We start from the raw sequence: 13,423 nt of genomic DNA on the forward strand, positions 1-13,423 counted from the left end.
TCCGATAGCTCGCGGCCAGTGTGCCGGTGCGGTCGAAGACCAACGAGGTGTTCCAGGTGTGCTCCGGATCCGGACCGGCCTCGTGGAACGAGCCGGCCACCAGCCAGATGCCCAGCCGGCGCGCGACCCCGGCGAAGAACTGCCCGACCTCCCCGTCGACGGGCTCCGGATCCGGCAGGCCGGCGGCCGGCCCGAGGTAGTCCACGTACTCGGGAAGGACCGCGAGGTCGGCGCCGCCGGCGGCGGCGCGCTCCAGCAGCGCCTCCGCGGCGGCGAGGTTCGCCTTGCGGTCGTCCCGGGCGTTCAACTGGCAGACGGCGACGCGCATGGGCTCAGCGTACGGGGACCGCCGGCAGCGGGACAGGGCCGGATACGGACCGAGGAGCCCGCGCCGACGAACCTCACGCCCGAATCAGGCGGACTTCTCCTCGCGGTCGCGGCGGGCGCGCCGGCCGGTGAACTCGCGCGGCACGATCGTCGGGTTGACGTTCTCGAGGACGGCCTCGCGGGTGATGAGCACCCGGGCGGCGTCGGGGTTGCTCGGCACCTCGTACATCACGGAGAGCAGGACCTCTTCCATGATCGCCCGGAGGCCCCGGGCGCCGGTGCCGCGCAACATGGCCTGGTCGGCGATCGCCTCCAGGGCCGCCGGATCGAACTCCAACTCGACGCCGTCCAGCTCGAAGAGGCGCTGGTACTGCCGGACCAGAGCGTTGCGGGGTTCCGTGAGGATCCGGACCAGGGCGTCCCGGTCCAGGCTCCGGACGCTGGTGATCACCGGAAGCCGGCCGATGAACTCGGGGATCAGCCCGAACTTCAGCATGTCCTCCGGCATCACCTGGCTGAAGATGTCGTCCGTCGAGCGCTCGGAGACCGCCCGGAGGCGGGCGCCGAACCCGGTGCCGCCGTGCCCCGTGCGCGCCTCGATGATCTGATCCAGCCCCGCGAAGGCACCACCGCAGATGAAGAGCACGTTGGTGGTGTCGATCTGGATGAACTCCTGGTGCGGGTGTTTCCGGCCGCCCTGCGGCGGCACGTTGGCGACCGTGCCCTCCAGCATCTTGAGCAGCGCCTGCTGGACGCCCTCACCGGAGACGTCCCGGGTGATCGACGGGTTCTCCGACTTGCGGGCGATCTTGTCGACTTCGTCGATGTAGATGATGCCCGTCTCGGCGCGCTTGATGTCGTAGTCGGCGGCCTGGATGAGCTTGAGGAGGATGTTCTCCACGTCCTCGCCCACGTAGCCGGCCTCGGTCAGTGCGGTGGCGTCGGCGATCGCGAACGGGACGTTCAGCATGCGCGCCAGCGTCTGCGCCAGGTGGGTCTTGCCACACCCGGTCGGACCGAGCAGGAGGATGTTGGACTTGGCCAGCTCCACGGCGTCGCCGGAGCCCGGCGCGCCGGCCGCCTCGGCCTGGATGCGCTTGTAGTGGTTGTAGACCGCCACGGCGAGCGCCTTCTTGGCCTGGTCCTGCCCCACGACGTAGTTGTCGAGGAACTGGCAGATCTCCATCGGCTTGGGAAGCTCTTCCCACTTCACCTCGCCGGACTCGGCCAGCTCCTCCTCGATGATCTCGTTGCAGAGATCGATGCACTCGTCGCAGATGTAGACCCCGGGCCCCGCGATGAGCTTCTTGACCTGCTTCTGCGACTTGCCGCAGAAGGAGCACTTCAGTAGGTCGCCGCCGTCACCGATCCGTGCCACCTACGTTCTCCCTGCACTCAACCGGCCGGAGGCCCGGCCATGACCCGCGGAGGCTACCCCGCCCGTCTCGTTCGCTTCGCCGGCCGACCGGCGAAGCGGTACGGAACCGACGTTACCCGCTGGCGGGAGTTTCTCCGACCCCCAAAACGGGTGTGTCAGAGGTCGGCCGGGATCAACGCCCCGGCCGACCTCCAACCCGGTGCTGTTCAGCTGGCGGCGTTGGCGGCCAGCAGACCCTTCTTGCGGCTGGTCAGGATCGTGTCGACCAGCCCGTACTCGCGGGACTCCTCGGCCGTCATGATCTTGTCCCGGTCGATGTCCTTGCGGACCTTCTCGATCGGCTGGTTGCAGTGCCGCGCGAGCATGTCCTCCAGCTGCGTCCGCATCCGCAGGATCTCCCGAGCCTGGATCTCGATGTCCGAGCCCTGCCCGTAGCCGCCCTCGGTGGCCGGCTGGTGGATGATGATCCGCGAGTTCGGAAGCGCCATCCGCTTGCCCGGGGTGCCCGCGGAGAGCAGCACCGCCGCCGCGCTGGCGGCCTGGCCGAGGCAGACGGTCTGGATGTCCGGCCGGACGTACTGCATGGTGTCGTAGATCGCCGTCATGGCGGTGAACGAGCCGCCCGGCGAGTTGATGTACATGATGATGTCGCGGTCCGGGTCCGTGCCCTCGAGCGTCAGCAGCTGGGCCATCACGTCGTTGGCCGACGCGTCGTCCACCTGCACGCCGAGGAAGATGATCCGGTCCTCGAAGAGCTTGTTGTACGGGTTCGACTCCTTGACCCCGTACGACGTGCGCTCGACGAACGACGGCAGCACGTAGCGGTTGTGCACGGCCGCGAACTGGGGCGGCAAACTCAGGTCGGTCATCGTCAGCTCCTCAGCTCAGGGTCCCGGCACCTTCCGGAACCTGGGTGGCTCCGGTGATGACCTTGTCGATGAAGCCGTAGTCAACGGCCTCCTGGGCGGTGAACCAACGGTCGCGGTCCGAATCCGCCTCGATCTGCGCGGCGGACTGACCGGTGTGGTGCGCGACCCGCTCCTGGAACATCCGCTTCGTGTAGAGCATCTGCTCCGCCTGGATGGCGATGTCGGCGGCGGTGCCGCCCATGCCGCCCGAGGGCTGGTGCATCATGATCCGCGCGTGCGGCAGGGCGTAGCGCTTGCCCTTGGTGCCCGCGCAGAGCAGCAGCTGGCCCATCGAGGCGGCCATGCCCATGGCCACGGTCGACACGTCGTTGTCGATGAACTGCATCGTGTCGTAAATCGCCATGCCGGAGTAGACCGAGCCACCCGGCGAGTTGATCCAGAGGTTGATGTCGCGGTCCGGGTCCTCCGCGGCGAGCAGCAGCAGCTGCGCGCAGATGCGGTTGGCGACCTGGTCGGTCACCTCGCTGCCCAGGAAGATGATGCGCTCCTTGAGCAACCGGTTGTAGACCGAGTCGTCGAGGTTGCCAATGCTGTCGCCACCTCGGGCGTCGAGCGCCCGCAGCGGCTTCGGTGGGATGTGCATGTCGGTCATGGCAGCCCTTCGCTCTCCGTACCGTCCTACCCGACACTAACCGCTCGCCCGGGCGGCAGAGTCCCGGTCGTGGCACTGTTCGCTCTCAGCGCAGCACCGTCGGGACGTACCCGGAAAAGGGTTGTGGCCGCCACCCGCCGGGACCGGCGGACGGCGGCCTCACCCGACGGTCAGTGCTCGTGGTCGTGGTTGTGCTCGGCCTCGTTGGCGGCCCGCAGCGCGTCGAGGGTCACCTCGTTGCCGGCGGTGTCCTTGATCGTGATCCGCTCCATGACCGAGGCGAGCGCCTTGCCGCGCCGCACGTCGCCGTACACGGCGGGCGCGGCGCCCGAGCGCACCAGCTGGTCGTAGTACTGCTGCGGGGCCATCCCGGCGCGCTGGGCCCGGTGCACGATCTCGTGGCCGAACTCGTCGTCGGAGACCTCGACGTTCTCGGCGTCGGCGAGGGTGTCCAGCAGGAGTTGGACCTTCACACCCTCGGTGGCCGCCTCGGTCAGCTCGGCGTCGATCTGCTCCTCGGTCTTCTCCTCCGAGGCGAGGTAGTCCTCCAGGCTGGCGCCGATGCGCTCGAGCTGGTCGACCATGGCCTGCTTGCGGCTCGCGACCTCCTCGCGGACGACGCCCTCGGGCGCCGGCACCTCGGCGGCGGCGACCAGCTGCTCCAGCGCCTTGTCCCGCGCGGCGTAGATCTGCTCGACCTGCTTGCCGCGGGAGACCCGCTCCCGCAGGTCGTTGCGGAGCTCGTCCATCGTGTCGAACTCGCTCGCCATCTGCGCGAACTCGTCGTTGAGCTCCGGCAGCTCCTTCTCCTTGACCGTGCGCACGGTCACCGACACGTCGGCGTCCCGGCCGGCGAAGTCGCCGCCCACGAGCTGCGTGCTGAAGGTGGTGCTCTCACCGGCCGCGAGGCCGACCACGGCCTCGTCCAGGCCCGGCAGGAGCTGCTTGCTGCCGACCTCGTGCGAGATGTTGGTGGCGGAGCCGCCCGGCACATCCTCGCCGTCGACGGTGGCGTTCAGGTCGATCTGGACGTAGTCGCCCTCCTGAGCAGCCCGCTCGACGGTCTTCAGCGTGGCGAACCGCTCGCGCAGGTTCTTGACCTGCTCGTCGATCTCGCTCTCGTCGATCTGCAGCTCGTCCACGGTCACCTCGAGGGCGGCCAGGTCGGGCAGGGTGATCTCCGGGCGGACGTCGACCTCGGCGGTGAAATTCAGCGAGTCACCGTCGTTGAACTCGGTGATCTCGACCTCGGGGCGGCCGAGCGTCTTCAGGTCGTGCTCCCGCACCGCGGCCATGATGTTCTCGGGGATGGCCTCCTGCACCGCCTCGTTGAGGACGGTCCCCCGGCCCACCCGCTGGTCGATCACGGCCGGCGGGATCTTGCCCCGACGGAAGCCGGGAACCTGGACCTGCTGGCCGATCTCCCGGTACGCCTTCCTGAGGCTCGGCTCGAGCTCGACGAACGGCACCTCGATGGCGAGCCGCACGCGCGTCGGGCTCAGAGTCTCGACGGTGCTCTTCACAGGCGTACTCCTTGACGGATCTCAGTTGAGTCTGGGCGTGTATTCAGCCCATCGAGTGTAGGCGAGCCGGCCGGGCACTCCGGCAGCGCCCGGGGACCGCGCGGAAACCGGCGGCACCCGGGGACGACCCGGCCGCGGACGACAGTCGGGGTGGCGGGATTTGAACCCACGGCCCCTCGCTCCCAAAGCGAGTGCGCTACCAAGCTGCGCCACACCCCGTGGCGACGAAGAGTGTATGCCGTCGCGGGCCGGCTCGGGCCTCGGGGCACGGCCAACCCGACACTTCGCCCTCTTCCGCACCCGTCCGCCGCCTCCGGCCGACGGGCGGCCGGGCGGGGTGCCGGGCGGGGCGCCGGGCCGCCAGGCGGCGAGGAGGCCGGGCGGCGGGCGGGCGGGGTGCCGGGCCGCCGGGCGGCGAGGAGGCCGCACTTTCGGGGAAAGTGCGGCCTCGCCGGCGGGTGGAGGCAGCACTTTCCCCGAACGTGTGCGGATCTTGGCCGGGCGGCGTTGGTCGGGTGGCATTGGTCGGGTGGCGGCCGCGGGCGGGTAGGGCTGCGCGGGCGACGAGGAGATTCGGTACGCTGTCGGCGCGTCCCTGCGTGTCGGGGCGCACGCGGGCGTAGCTCAATGGCAGAGCTTCAGTCTTCCAAACTGACGGTGCGGGTTCGATTCCCGTCGCCCGCTCCCCACGAAGGCCCAGGCAGACCGCAAGATCGCGGCACCTGGGCCGTCCGCATCTCCCCCATCTTCGATCTTGCGTGCCATCCGCGTGCCATTCAACGGCGGCGTCGGCCCTCACCGGCAATCCGGCGGTCCATCGCGGAGGCGATCTCGCGGTCCCGCTCGCTGGTGGCGTGCTGGTAGATCAGGGCGGCGCGCATGGTGGCGTGTCCCATGCGGTGCATCAGCTCCATCGAACTGATCCTGGATCTTGCAACGCGATATGGGCTGACGATCTACGACCCGCAGGGCGATGAAGCGACCCGACCTCACCGTTGATGTGAGCATGTCAAGCATCTGGTGGCGCCAGGGAACTGTAAGACGAACGAGACCTCCCTGTTGCCGACGACTTGACACAGAGAGGTGCCGTTCGTTTGACAGACCCGATCAGCGGCCCGCAAAGCGGGCCGCGCCGGCCCGGCCCTGGCCTGTTGGCGACCTTCGGCCGGCATCGGCCGGGCCGGCCGGCCACGCTTGGGGTAGACACGACCTGAAGACCTCAGGGCTCTGCCCCGAACCCCGGCCCTCCTCAGAGATGCCGCGGCGGATCACCTCGTCGGGCAGTCGCCAGACCAGGAGCGGCGAGGATCAACTCAGCTGTCGCTGATTGCAGTGCGGCGGGCGAGCAACGCAGGAAGGCCGAACTTCCGAATGGCCGCCACGACTTCCGCCGCGACGTTTGGCGCATCCCCCGGACCCGTGATCGTCCACCAATGGTCACGCCCCGATGGCATGAGAGCACCGATGCGTCTCGACCAGACCGGGTCGCCGTAGTAGGCCGTAGTAGGTGTTCGCCGAGGGCGTCTCGGGCAAGTGAGGTCTTTCCTCCCGGCTCCGGGTCCATGCGCCCTTATCCACCAGCAACAAGTTGACCGTGAACTTCGCGCGCTCAGCCGTGTTGTACACCGATGACTGGAATCCGAGCCGCGCCCAGCAAACTTCGTCGTCAAGCCGGTACAGCTTGCCTGATCCCTTCAGACCCATGTCTCGGAGGGCGGGAGCTACAACCTCGCGCAGCACCGCGTTGTAGGCGTCCTGAGCAGTCATCGCGTCGCTCCCTGCTCGGCGCTGGCGCTCTGAGGGTCCATCGGAGCACCATGCCATCCACGTGCCAGTAGCCGATGCCCCCGGCGGTCATCGGAGGGCACGAACGGTCACACCCTCGCTGCCTTGACCTCGCCCACCAGACCCTTTGGGGTCGGGATCTTCGTCCTTCCAACTGACGGTGCGGGTTCGATTCCCGTCGCCCGCTCCACCAGCCTCCGGCCAAGGTCAGAGGCTGCATCCCCCGATCCTGGGCCGGTCGGCCGCTCCCGCTTCGATCTTGCGGGCCATCCGTGGGCCGTAGCTCACGCCCACAGTTGCCCTCGAGTGCCGGGGAACAGCGGGGTGTCAGACGGTGGCGAGCAGCGCGTCGAGCGGTCGAGGCAGGGCGTCCCGGTCGAGCGCCGCCTCGACGAGCAGGCGCGCGTAGCGCAGGTTACGACGTGAGCTGCTGCGCAGGAAGCGCCACACCTGCGCCTCGGGCTCCCGGCCGCGCCAGGCGGGCTGGCTCTGGAACGAGCGGTACGTGCGGAGGTCGCCCTTCGCGTCGAAGAGCGCCTCGACCTGTGCGACGCCCAGGGCGCGGATCAGCTCGTCCTCCAGGTCCTTCACACAGACGTGGAACCCGAGATCCTCCATCTCCGCGCGGGTGCGGGGGAAGCCGTCGCGGGTGGCGGCCAGTCCACGCCGGAACACCTCCTCCTCACGTACGTCGCAGAGACCGGCGAGCCGTATCCCGGTGTCCAGGGGTGCCAACCTCGTCAGGAAGCGGCCGATCGCGTGCGCCCCACCGATCGGCACGATCACCACCCGCTCCGCTTCGAGATCCCGGCCGCGGCCCACCGCGGCGGTTTCCAGCGCCACCTGGTCGCTGATGCCCTCGACGAGCACCACGGCGGCGGCGGACTCGACCTTGGCCAGGGCCCGGGCCGTCGCCCGGATCGACGCGGCATTGCCACCCAGGTGGCCGTCGAGCGCCTCGGCGGGGAACGTGAACGCGTCAGCTCGCCCGCTCGTCGCCATGGCCGCCATCATCGGCGATACGCCGGTGCCCGACCAGGGATTTAGCCCGCCCATTCCGTCTGATCGACACCGTTCCGGCGATCTGGCGGGATCCCGATGCTCCGGATACCGCCAGATCGGCGAAACGGAGTCGATCACGGTGATCACCGCGACGCCCATCGAGACCGTTTCCCCCGGCTGGCCGCGGATCCCCGCTGGGTGCTGCTCGGCGCCCATGTCGACGGGGAGCTCGCGGGATACCGCCCGACCACCCGACCTTCGAGATCGACTTTCGCGACGACACTGCCGGGCGCGGGAACTAGCGTCGGGAGCAACCGGTCCCCGTTCGGCCGGCGCGGGAACCGGCACGCGCCACGGTCCGCGTCAGGCGTGGTCGTTCGGCGCGGGCGGCGCGCCGACGCTCATCCGGTAGATCCAGACCGGGTAGTCGACCCGCTGCGCTCCTCCGGCGAGGCCCGGTGTGCGGTGCAGCTGCGCCGCGGGCAGCCAGAGGTCGCCGTCGGCGTCGATCCACATGGCGTCCACCCAGGCCAGGCGGGGGTCGGCGACCAGCGTCGCCACCTCCCGGTCCGGCGTGATCGTGAGGACGCGTCGCCGCTCGGCGTCGCCGAGGTAGATGGTGCCCGTCGCGTCGATGGCCGTGCCGCCTGTCGTCGGCGTGTCGATCCAGGGCTCGACGTGCGCGGCCACGGTGTCCGGGGTGATCGCCGGGTCGTCGAGCCAGCGGGTCTCGATCCGGGACATGCCCCCGGACGCCGGCTGGTAGTAGAGGTGCCGCCCCTCGGGGGACACCTCGAGCTGGTCGACGTGCAGGACGACCTCGGCGCCGTCCGGATCGTGCAGCACCTCGCCGTCGGCGACGAGCGGGCGGCCGACGGTGCTCGGGTGTCCGTCCAGCACCCGGCGGACGTTCCCGGAGGCCAGGTCGAGCACGAGGAGACCCGGCGCGCCCGCGTCGGTGAGGTACGCCGTACCGCCGTTGAAGCGCACGTCGTCGACGTAGCTGGTGTCCCGGACGGCGGCCGCGAGGTCGTAGATCCGGGTCACGGCGGCGGTGGCCGGGTCGAACACGAGAAGCCGGGCGCCGCCGGGCACCTGGGGCCGGCCGAGCCCCGGCGCGCCCGCGTCGATGATCCACAGCCGGCCGTCCGGCCCGGCGCGCAGGCCGTTGACGTGCACGTACGCCCCGTCGGGGCGGGGCTCGTCGCGAACGGCGTTCCACGACTCGTCCGGAAAGGGCACCCGCCGGCCGTCCGGCATCGCCTCGGCGACCTGGATGCCCGGTCCGTCGGCGCTCGGGTAGCTCACGAAGACGCGCCCGTCGAGCGTGGTCACGCCGGTGCACACACGGTCGTTGGCCACCACCGGTTGCAGCCGGGGGTCCTGCGTGGTCGGCAGCGACATGACGCTCCCCTGGTGCGGCCCGGGTGACACGGATCCTGGCACGCGCTGCCTTCCCCGGTCCGCCCCCACGAAACACCGCCACCGCCGGGGCGGTGTCTTGACAGAAATCGATCTATGGACTGGTGTGTAAACGGCAGTGACATCGACTTCCGTCAGGAGGGCACATGATCGTCCGACGACGGTGGGCGGCCGCCGCGACCGCAGGGATCCTGGTCAGCGCGGTTCTGTCCCAACCCGGCTCCGGCACGGCCGCCCCGGCCGCGCCACGACCCACGGTCACCCTGGCCAGCGGCGAGACCGCCGTGGTCCGGGTCCAGCTACGTGACCAGGCGCAGCTCGACCAGCTCGTCGCCCGCGGCGCCGACCTCGCCAACCGTCCCCGCTCGGCGGACGGGCGGGTGCTGGCCGACGTGGTGCTGACCGGTGCGCAGCTCGCCGAGCTGACGGCGCAGGGGGCCACCGCGCTCCAGGTGGTGCAGCGGGCGGGTGACGGCGCCCGACACTTCGCGGACAGCGTCCGCGCGGCGCAGGCCCGCACCAAGGCGGGGCTCCGCGCCCCGGCCGCCGACCAGCGTACGACCGCCGCGGCGGCCACCGACACGCTCCAGTTCCTCCAGGCGTACTGGTGGACGAGCAACGGGCAGACGTTCGTGCAGACCGAGGTGGCGACCACGGCCACCGACGACCCCGACGTCGAGATCACGGTGAGCTGGCGGACGGCCGACGGGCGGACGGGCTCGTTCCCGCTGTTCCGGTTCGAGGACTCCGGCGAGTACCAGTACCACTACGCGCTTCCCCAGCCGGTGCCGGCCCGGCCCGTGCAGGTGACCGCCACGTCCAGCCTCGGCGGCGTCACCCGCCCGGTCACGCCGACCGTCTGGCCCAACGCCGCCCCGCCGCCGCTGCCGGAGGGCTACCAGAAGGACTTCATCGACGCGTACCTCACGCCGGTGGACATCCAGGCGCGGATCAAGCGGCTCGCCCGCCAGTACCGCGACCTCGTCGACGTGATCGACCTGCCGAACCGCACCCAGGGCTACCGGCGCACCGCCGTGGCGTACCTCGGCGACCCGGCGGCCGCGGCGGTCGTCGTGGAGTCGGTGCGCTTCGGCGACCAGGGCATGAACGGCGTCCAGGTCCGTACCGTCGACCCCGGCCGCGCCAACCGGCCACTCGCCGTCTCGTACCGGGACCGGGTGCTGACCGTCTCCCTGGCCACCGACGGCGCGGGCGCCGTCACGAGCACGACCGACCAGGTCGCCGCCGCCATCAACGGCCGGTTCGGCGACCGGTTCCAGGCGTTCGTGGAGGACGGCTCGGCGGGCCTGCCGATGCCGGTGGCGGGGCCGGCCCGCCTCGACGACGGGCTGCAGGGCACCGAGGTGCCGACCAAGCCGTGGACGGTCCAGGCGCTGCGCATCGGCGTACACCGGGACGGGTCGCGGATCGGCGTGCTCGCGTACTCCCAGGAGCACGCCCGGGAGTGGGCGACGCCGCTCGTCACGCTGGAGTTCGCGGAGCGGATGCTGGCCAACGCGCGCACCGACGCGGCCACCCGGGAGCTGCTGGAGCAGGTCGACATCTTCGTGATCCCGACGGTGAACCCGGACGGCGCCAACTACTCCTTCCACGACTACAACTTCCAGCGCAAGAACCTGGTGAACCACTGCACCGGGACCAGCCGCGATCCGCGTAACCGCAACTCGTGGGGCGTCGACCTGAACCGCAACTACACGGTCGGTTCCTACTTCGACGGGTACGTGGGCGGCAGCGGCAACTGCCTCTCCGGCACCTACTCGGGGACCCGCGAGCTGTCCGAGGCGGAGAGCCGCAACGTCATCGCGCTGGCCCGGGAGCACAGCAACATCCGGTTCGCGATGAACGTGCACTCGTACGGCGGGTACTTCATGTGGCCGCCGGGGGCGTACAAGGCCGACGGGCGGGTCACCCTGCCGCGCCCGTCGATCGACGAGTCGAAGCTGTTCCTCGACAGCGCCCGGCGGATCGTCGGCGCCATCGCCCAGGAGCGCGGCACGGTCACCTGGCCGTCCCAGACCGGTCCCGTGGCGGACGTGCTCTACTCGGCCGCCGGCAACTCGGCCGACGAGCTGTACTACGAGCTGGGCATCTTCGCCTGGGACTTCGAGGTGGGCAACGACCGCTGGAACGCGGCCACCGGCCAGTGGGAGGGCGTCGGCTTCCAGCCGCCGTTCGACGAGGCACACGGCGAATCGCAGGAGTACGCCGGCGGCCTCGTGGAGATGGTCCGGGTCGCCCGCGACTACGCGGCCGCCCAGGAGGGCTGACGACGGGTGCGGGCCGGCCGGGACGCACCGGCCGGCCCGCGCCGCCGGCACCCGTGACCGGGCACCACGTGCCGTCCGTTTTGCGCGGGGATCACCCGGGTACGGCTTCGGTATGGACACGAAGAGCACGGCACACCTCGTCGGTGGCCCACGGGACGGCAGCACTCACGACGCAGGCGGCGACGCCCTCGTCGAACTCGAGATCGACGGCATGTTCCACCGCTACATCCGCACGACGAAGCAGCACGACGACGGCGGCACGATCTACAACTACGACGGCATGGTGGCGCCGGACGGCGGCGAGCCCGGTGTCGAGGACCCGGCCGCCCGGGTCGCCTCGCCCCGGGCCGACGCCGAGGGACACGGCGGCACCCACTGACCGCACGCGGGCCCGGCCGGCACGGATGAACCGCGGCCGGCCGGGTAAGAAGCGGCATCCTGGTGGGGGACGGCCGGTGTCGCGGCGTACCCGCGACCGGGCGCGCGGGCGGGCGGCGTGTGCCGGCCCGCCCGGGCGTACCGCCGGGGTCAGTGCCCGGTGATCCAGTTCCAGGCGGAGACGACCCACTCGGTCTGCTGGAGCCAGGCGACGCCGAGCCCCACGAGGAACACGGCCGTCACGAGGTGAGCGCCGCGGGCGCCTCGCCGGACGCGGCCCATCTGCCGCTCGAGGACCACCCGGCCGACCAGCTGGGACAGCGCGAAGAGGCCCACCGCGACCAGCAGGCTGAGCACGAGGATCAGGAACGGGCCGGTGAGGTTGCCGCCGCCGGAGATGGCCCAGATTCCCCAGCAGACGAACGCGAAGAGGCCGGCCGCGGCACTCCACTCGCCGCCGCGCCGGAGCTGCGCGAGGTGCCAGCTCATCGGCCGGCGGGGCGTCGCCTCACCGGGCCAGCCGGTGCCCGTCGGCTCCTGCTCGACAGTGGGGAACGGCTCGGTACGCGGCGCCCGCTGCTGGCCGACCGAGGCGACGCCCCGGCGGAAACCGTCGCGCTGCGGTGGCACGACCCCGGGCTGCGGCGGCACCTCGACGGTCCGCTCCGCCCACGGCTGTGTCTGGTCCGCCATCTCGTCCTCCCCCTGACCGGCACCACCTTCGGCGCCTGGATCCGAGGGTAGCCACCCGGCAAATCGCCCGCCGAGCCCGCCACCACCCGCCGCACGCCCACTCCCGCCCGCCCTCACCCCGCCCAACCCCCGCGATCTTGCGCTTTGTGCCCCGGCACAAGGGACAAGAGCCGCGAGGCGGGGGCCGAAAGTGCAAGATCGCGAGGCCGGGAGGTGGGGGCGGTACGGTCGGGGAATGGGTGATGCGGAGCGACGGCGACGGCGGCTGCGGCACCACGGGGGTGGCGTCGACGCGGCGGGCTCGGAAGCCGAGGGCGTGTCGGCCAGCACGGCGGGCGTGCACGACGGGGAGCCGCCCCGGCGCCGCGGTCCAGCGGTCGACGAGCGGGAGGGCGAACGGGGCCTGCGCGGTCTCGTCGGCTCGGGTTCGTCGCAGGTCGGGCCGAGCGCCGCCCTCCGCGCCCGGGACGCCGCGCGGCCGACCGAGGAGGACCTGGCCGAGGCGGAGGCGCGGGTGGTCGTCGTACGGCGCAACTGGGTGCCCCGCGAGGACCTGCCCCGCTCGCCGCGCTGAGCGGCGGGCGCCGCCGGTCAGGGCAGCGGGGGCAGTTCGCGGCTCTTCTCGTACGCGGCGACCTGGGCGATGCGCCGCGCGTGCCGCTCGTTGCCGGAGAACGGCGTGGTGAGGAACGCCTCGACGATGGCGGACGCCTCGTCGAGGGTGTGCTGGCGGGCGCCGACGGCCACGATGTTGGCGTCGTTGTGCTGGCGTGCCAGTTGGGCCGTCTCGACGCTCCAGGCCAACGCGGCCCGCACCCCGGCAATCTTGTTGGCGGCGATCTGCTCCCCGTTGCCGGACCCGCCGATGACCACTCCGAGGCTGCCGGCGTCGGCCACCACCCGGTCGCCGGTGTGGAAGCAGAAGACCGGGTAGTCGTCGTCGGGGTCGAAGACGTGCGGCCCGACGTCCACCACCTCGTACCCCTGATTGGCCAGGTAGCTGGCCAGGTGCACCTTCAGCTCGTAGCCGGCGTGGTCGGAACCCAGGTAGACGCGCATACCGCGCAGTCTGTCAGGCCGCCGCCGGGCGCGCCGCGCGGGCGGCG

The 13,423-nt window shown here is 71.2% G+C and carries 14 protein-coding genes and 2 tRNA genes (1 of these 16 running past the window's edge); 4 read left to right on the forward strand and 12 right to left on the reverse strand.

Translation table 11 applies throughout. The features are described 5' to 3' along the window. From ACSNOA_RS26240 to ACSNOA_RS26265, 6 genes are all read right to left on the reverse strand, one after another. A protein-coding gene (locus ACSNOA_RS26240) for a carbon-nitrogen hydrolase family protein (RefSeq protein WP_436662467.1) crosses the window boundary here: on the reverse strand, positions 1-328 show its 5' end (the start). The gene continues 470 nt to the left of window position 1, outside the view; the window shows 328 of its 798 coding nt (coding positions 1-328); its start codon is at positions 326-328; its stop codon lies beyond the left edge, outside the window. Positions 329-412: 84 nt separating this feature from the next. After that, entirely contained in the window at positions 413-1,705 is a 1,293-nt protein-coding gene (clpX, locus tag ACSNOA_RS26245; RefSeq protein ID WP_436662468.1) for an ATP-dependent Clp protease ATP-binding subunit ClpX, read from the reverse strand. A 206-nt stretch (positions 1,706-1,911) separates the two neighbouring features. Further along, entirely contained in the window at positions 1,912-2,574 is a 663-nt protein-coding gene (locus ACSNOA_RS26250; protein WP_436662469.1) for an ATP-dependent Clp protease proteolytic subunit, read from the reverse strand. Between the two features lie 10 nt (positions 2,575-2,584). Further along, the gene (locus tag ACSNOA_RS26255) at positions 2,585-3,226 is read right to left on the reverse strand and encodes a ClpP family protease (RefSeq protein WP_436662470.1); all 642 of its coding nucleotides are present in this window, start codon (positions 3,224-3,226) and stop codon (positions 2,585-2,587) included. 170 nt (positions 3,227-3,396) lie between these two features. Continuing rightward, entirely contained in the window at positions 3,397-4,749 is a 1,353-nt protein-coding gene (gene tig / locus ACSNOA_RS26260; protein WP_436662471.1) for a trigger factor, read from the reverse strand. Between the two features lie 145 nt (positions 4,750-4,894). Continuing rightward, positions 4,895-4,968: transfer RNA gene (locus ACSNOA_RS26265), tRNA-Pro, on the reverse strand. 394 nt (positions 4,969-5,362) lie between these two features. Here ACSNOA_RS26265 and ACSNOA_RS26270 point away from each other — a divergent pair. Beyond that, a tRNA-Gly gene (locus ACSNOA_RS26270) sits at positions 5,363-5,433 on the forward strand. Positions 5,434-5,525: 92 nt separating this feature from the next. On the opposite strand, the gene ACSNOA_RS26275 is transcribed toward ACSNOA_RS26270, so the two are convergent. From ACSNOA_RS26275 to ACSNOA_RS26290, 4 genes are all read right to left on the reverse strand, one after another. Further along, positions 5,526-5,663: an integrase gene (locus ACSNOA_RS26275; protein ID WP_436662472.1), complete on the reverse strand. Its 138-nt coding sequence runs from the start codon at positions 5,661-5,663 to the stop codon at positions 5,526-5,528. 523 nt (positions 5,664-6,186) lie between these two features. After that, entirely contained in the window at positions 6,187-6,516 is a 330-nt protein-coding gene (locus tag ACSNOA_RS26280; RefSeq protein ID WP_436662473.1) for a DUF4304 domain-containing protein, read from the reverse strand. Between the two features lie 345 nt (positions 6,517-6,861). Continuing rightward, positions 6,862-7,536 carry a TOPRIM nucleotidyl transferase/hydrolase domain-containing protein gene (locus tag ACSNOA_RS26285; RefSeq protein WP_436662474.1) on the reverse strand — a complete coding sequence of 225 codons (675 nt, stop codon included), beginning with the start codon at positions 7,534-7,536 and terminating at the stop codon, positions 6,862-6,864. A 363-nt stretch (positions 7,537-7,899) separates the two neighbouring features. Continuing rightward, a complete protein-coding gene (locus tag ACSNOA_RS26290) occupies positions 7,900-8,940 on the reverse strand; it encodes an L-dopachrome tautomerase-related protein (protein WP_436662475.1) in 1,041 nt (346 codons plus the stop codon). Positions 8,941-9,104: 164 nt separating this feature from the next. Between ACSNOA_RS26290 and ACSNOA_RS26295 the strand changes: the two genes are divergently transcribed. Further along, the gene (locus tag ACSNOA_RS26295; protein WP_436662476.1) at positions 9,105-11,246 is read left to right on the forward strand and encodes a M14 family zinc carboxypeptidase; all 2,142 of its coding nucleotides are present in this window, start codon (positions 9,105-9,107) and stop codon (positions 11,244-11,246) included. Positions 11,247-11,358: 112 nt separating this feature from the next. Next, entirely contained in the window at positions 11,359-11,625 is a 267-nt protein-coding gene (locus ACSNOA_RS26300; RefSeq protein ID WP_436662477.1) for a hypothetical protein, read from the forward strand. A 149-nt stretch (positions 11,626-11,774) separates the two neighbouring features. Here ACSNOA_RS26300 and ACSNOA_RS26305 read toward each other — a convergent pair whose 3' ends face one another. Next, positions 11,775-12,317, reverse strand: a complete 543-nt coding sequence (locus ACSNOA_RS26305; protein WP_436662478.1) for a hypothetical protein — start codon at positions 12,315-12,317, stop codon at positions 11,775-11,777. Positions 12,318-12,552: 235 nt separating this feature from the next. Here ACSNOA_RS26305 and ACSNOA_RS26310 point away from each other — a divergent pair, with 235 nt between their 5' ends. Next, positions 12,553-12,891, forward strand: a complete 339-nt coding sequence (locus ACSNOA_RS26310; RefSeq protein WP_436662479.1) for a hypothetical protein — start codon at positions 12,553-12,555, stop codon at positions 12,889-12,891. Positions 12,892-12,908: 17 nt separating this feature from the next. On the opposite strand, the gene ACSNOA_RS26315 is transcribed toward ACSNOA_RS26310, so the two are convergent. Beyond that, entirely contained in the window at positions 12,909-13,376 is a 468-nt protein-coding gene (locus ACSNOA_RS26315; RefSeq protein WP_436662480.1) for a ribose-5-phosphate isomerase, read from the reverse strand. Positions 13,377-13,423 lie beyond the last annotated feature (47 nt).

This window comes from Micromonospora sp. URMC 103 (assembly GCF_051386435.1).
Taxonomy (GTDB): domain Bacteria; phylum Actinomycetota; class Actinomycetes; order Mycobacteriales; family Micromonosporaceae; genus Micromonospora.

What these genes read in the sequence shown, in the direction of transcription:
- ACSNOA_RS26295 (WP_436662476.1), top strand. Translation starts at nt 9,105, where the DNA reads ATGATCGTCCGACGACGGTGGGCGGCCGCCGCGACCGCAGGGATCCTG.
- ACSNOA_RS26255 (WP_436662470.1), bottom strand. Translation starts at nt 3,226, where the DNA reads ATGACCGACATGCACATCCCACCGAAGCCGCTGCGGGCGCTCGACGCC.
- ACSNOA_RS26305 (WP_436662478.1), bottom strand. Translation starts at nt 12,317, where the DNA reads ATGGCGGACCAGACACAGCCGTGGGCGGAGCGGACCGTCGAGGTGCCG.
- ACSNOA_RS26315 (WP_436662480.1), bottom strand. Translation starts at nt 13,376, where the DNA reads ATGCGCGTCTACCTGGGTTCCGACCACGCCGGCTACGAGCTGAAGGTG.
- ACSNOA_RS26275 (WP_436662472.1), bottom strand. Translation starts at nt 5,663, where the DNA reads ATGGAGCTGATGCACCGCATGGGACACGCCACCATGCGCGCCGCCCTG.
- ACSNOA_RS26250 (WP_436662469.1), bottom strand. Translation starts at nt 2,574, where the DNA reads ATGACCGACCTGAGTTTGCCGCCCCAGTTCGCGGCCGTGCACAACCGC.
- ACSNOA_RS26290 (WP_436662475.1), bottom strand. Translation starts at nt 8,940, where the DNA reads ATGTCGCTGCCGACCACGCAGGACCCCCGGCTGCAACCGGTGGTGGCC.
- ACSNOA_RS26300 (WP_436662477.1), top strand. Translation starts at nt 11,359, where the DNA reads ATGGACACGAAGAGCACGGCACACCTCGTCGGTGGCCCACGGGACGGC.
- ACSNOA_RS26280 (WP_436662473.1), bottom strand. Translation starts at nt 6,516, where the DNA reads ATGACTGCTCAGGACGCCTACAACGCGGTGCTGCGCGAGGTTGTAGCT.
- ACSNOA_RS26285 (WP_436662474.1), bottom strand. Translation starts at nt 7,536, where the DNA reads ATGGCGACGAGCGGGCGAGCTGACGCGTTCACGTTCCCCGCCGAGGCG.
- ACSNOA_RS26310 (WP_436662479.1), top strand. Translation starts at nt 12,553, where the DNA reads ATGGGTGATGCGGAGCGACGGCGACGGCGGCTGCGGCACCACGGGGGT.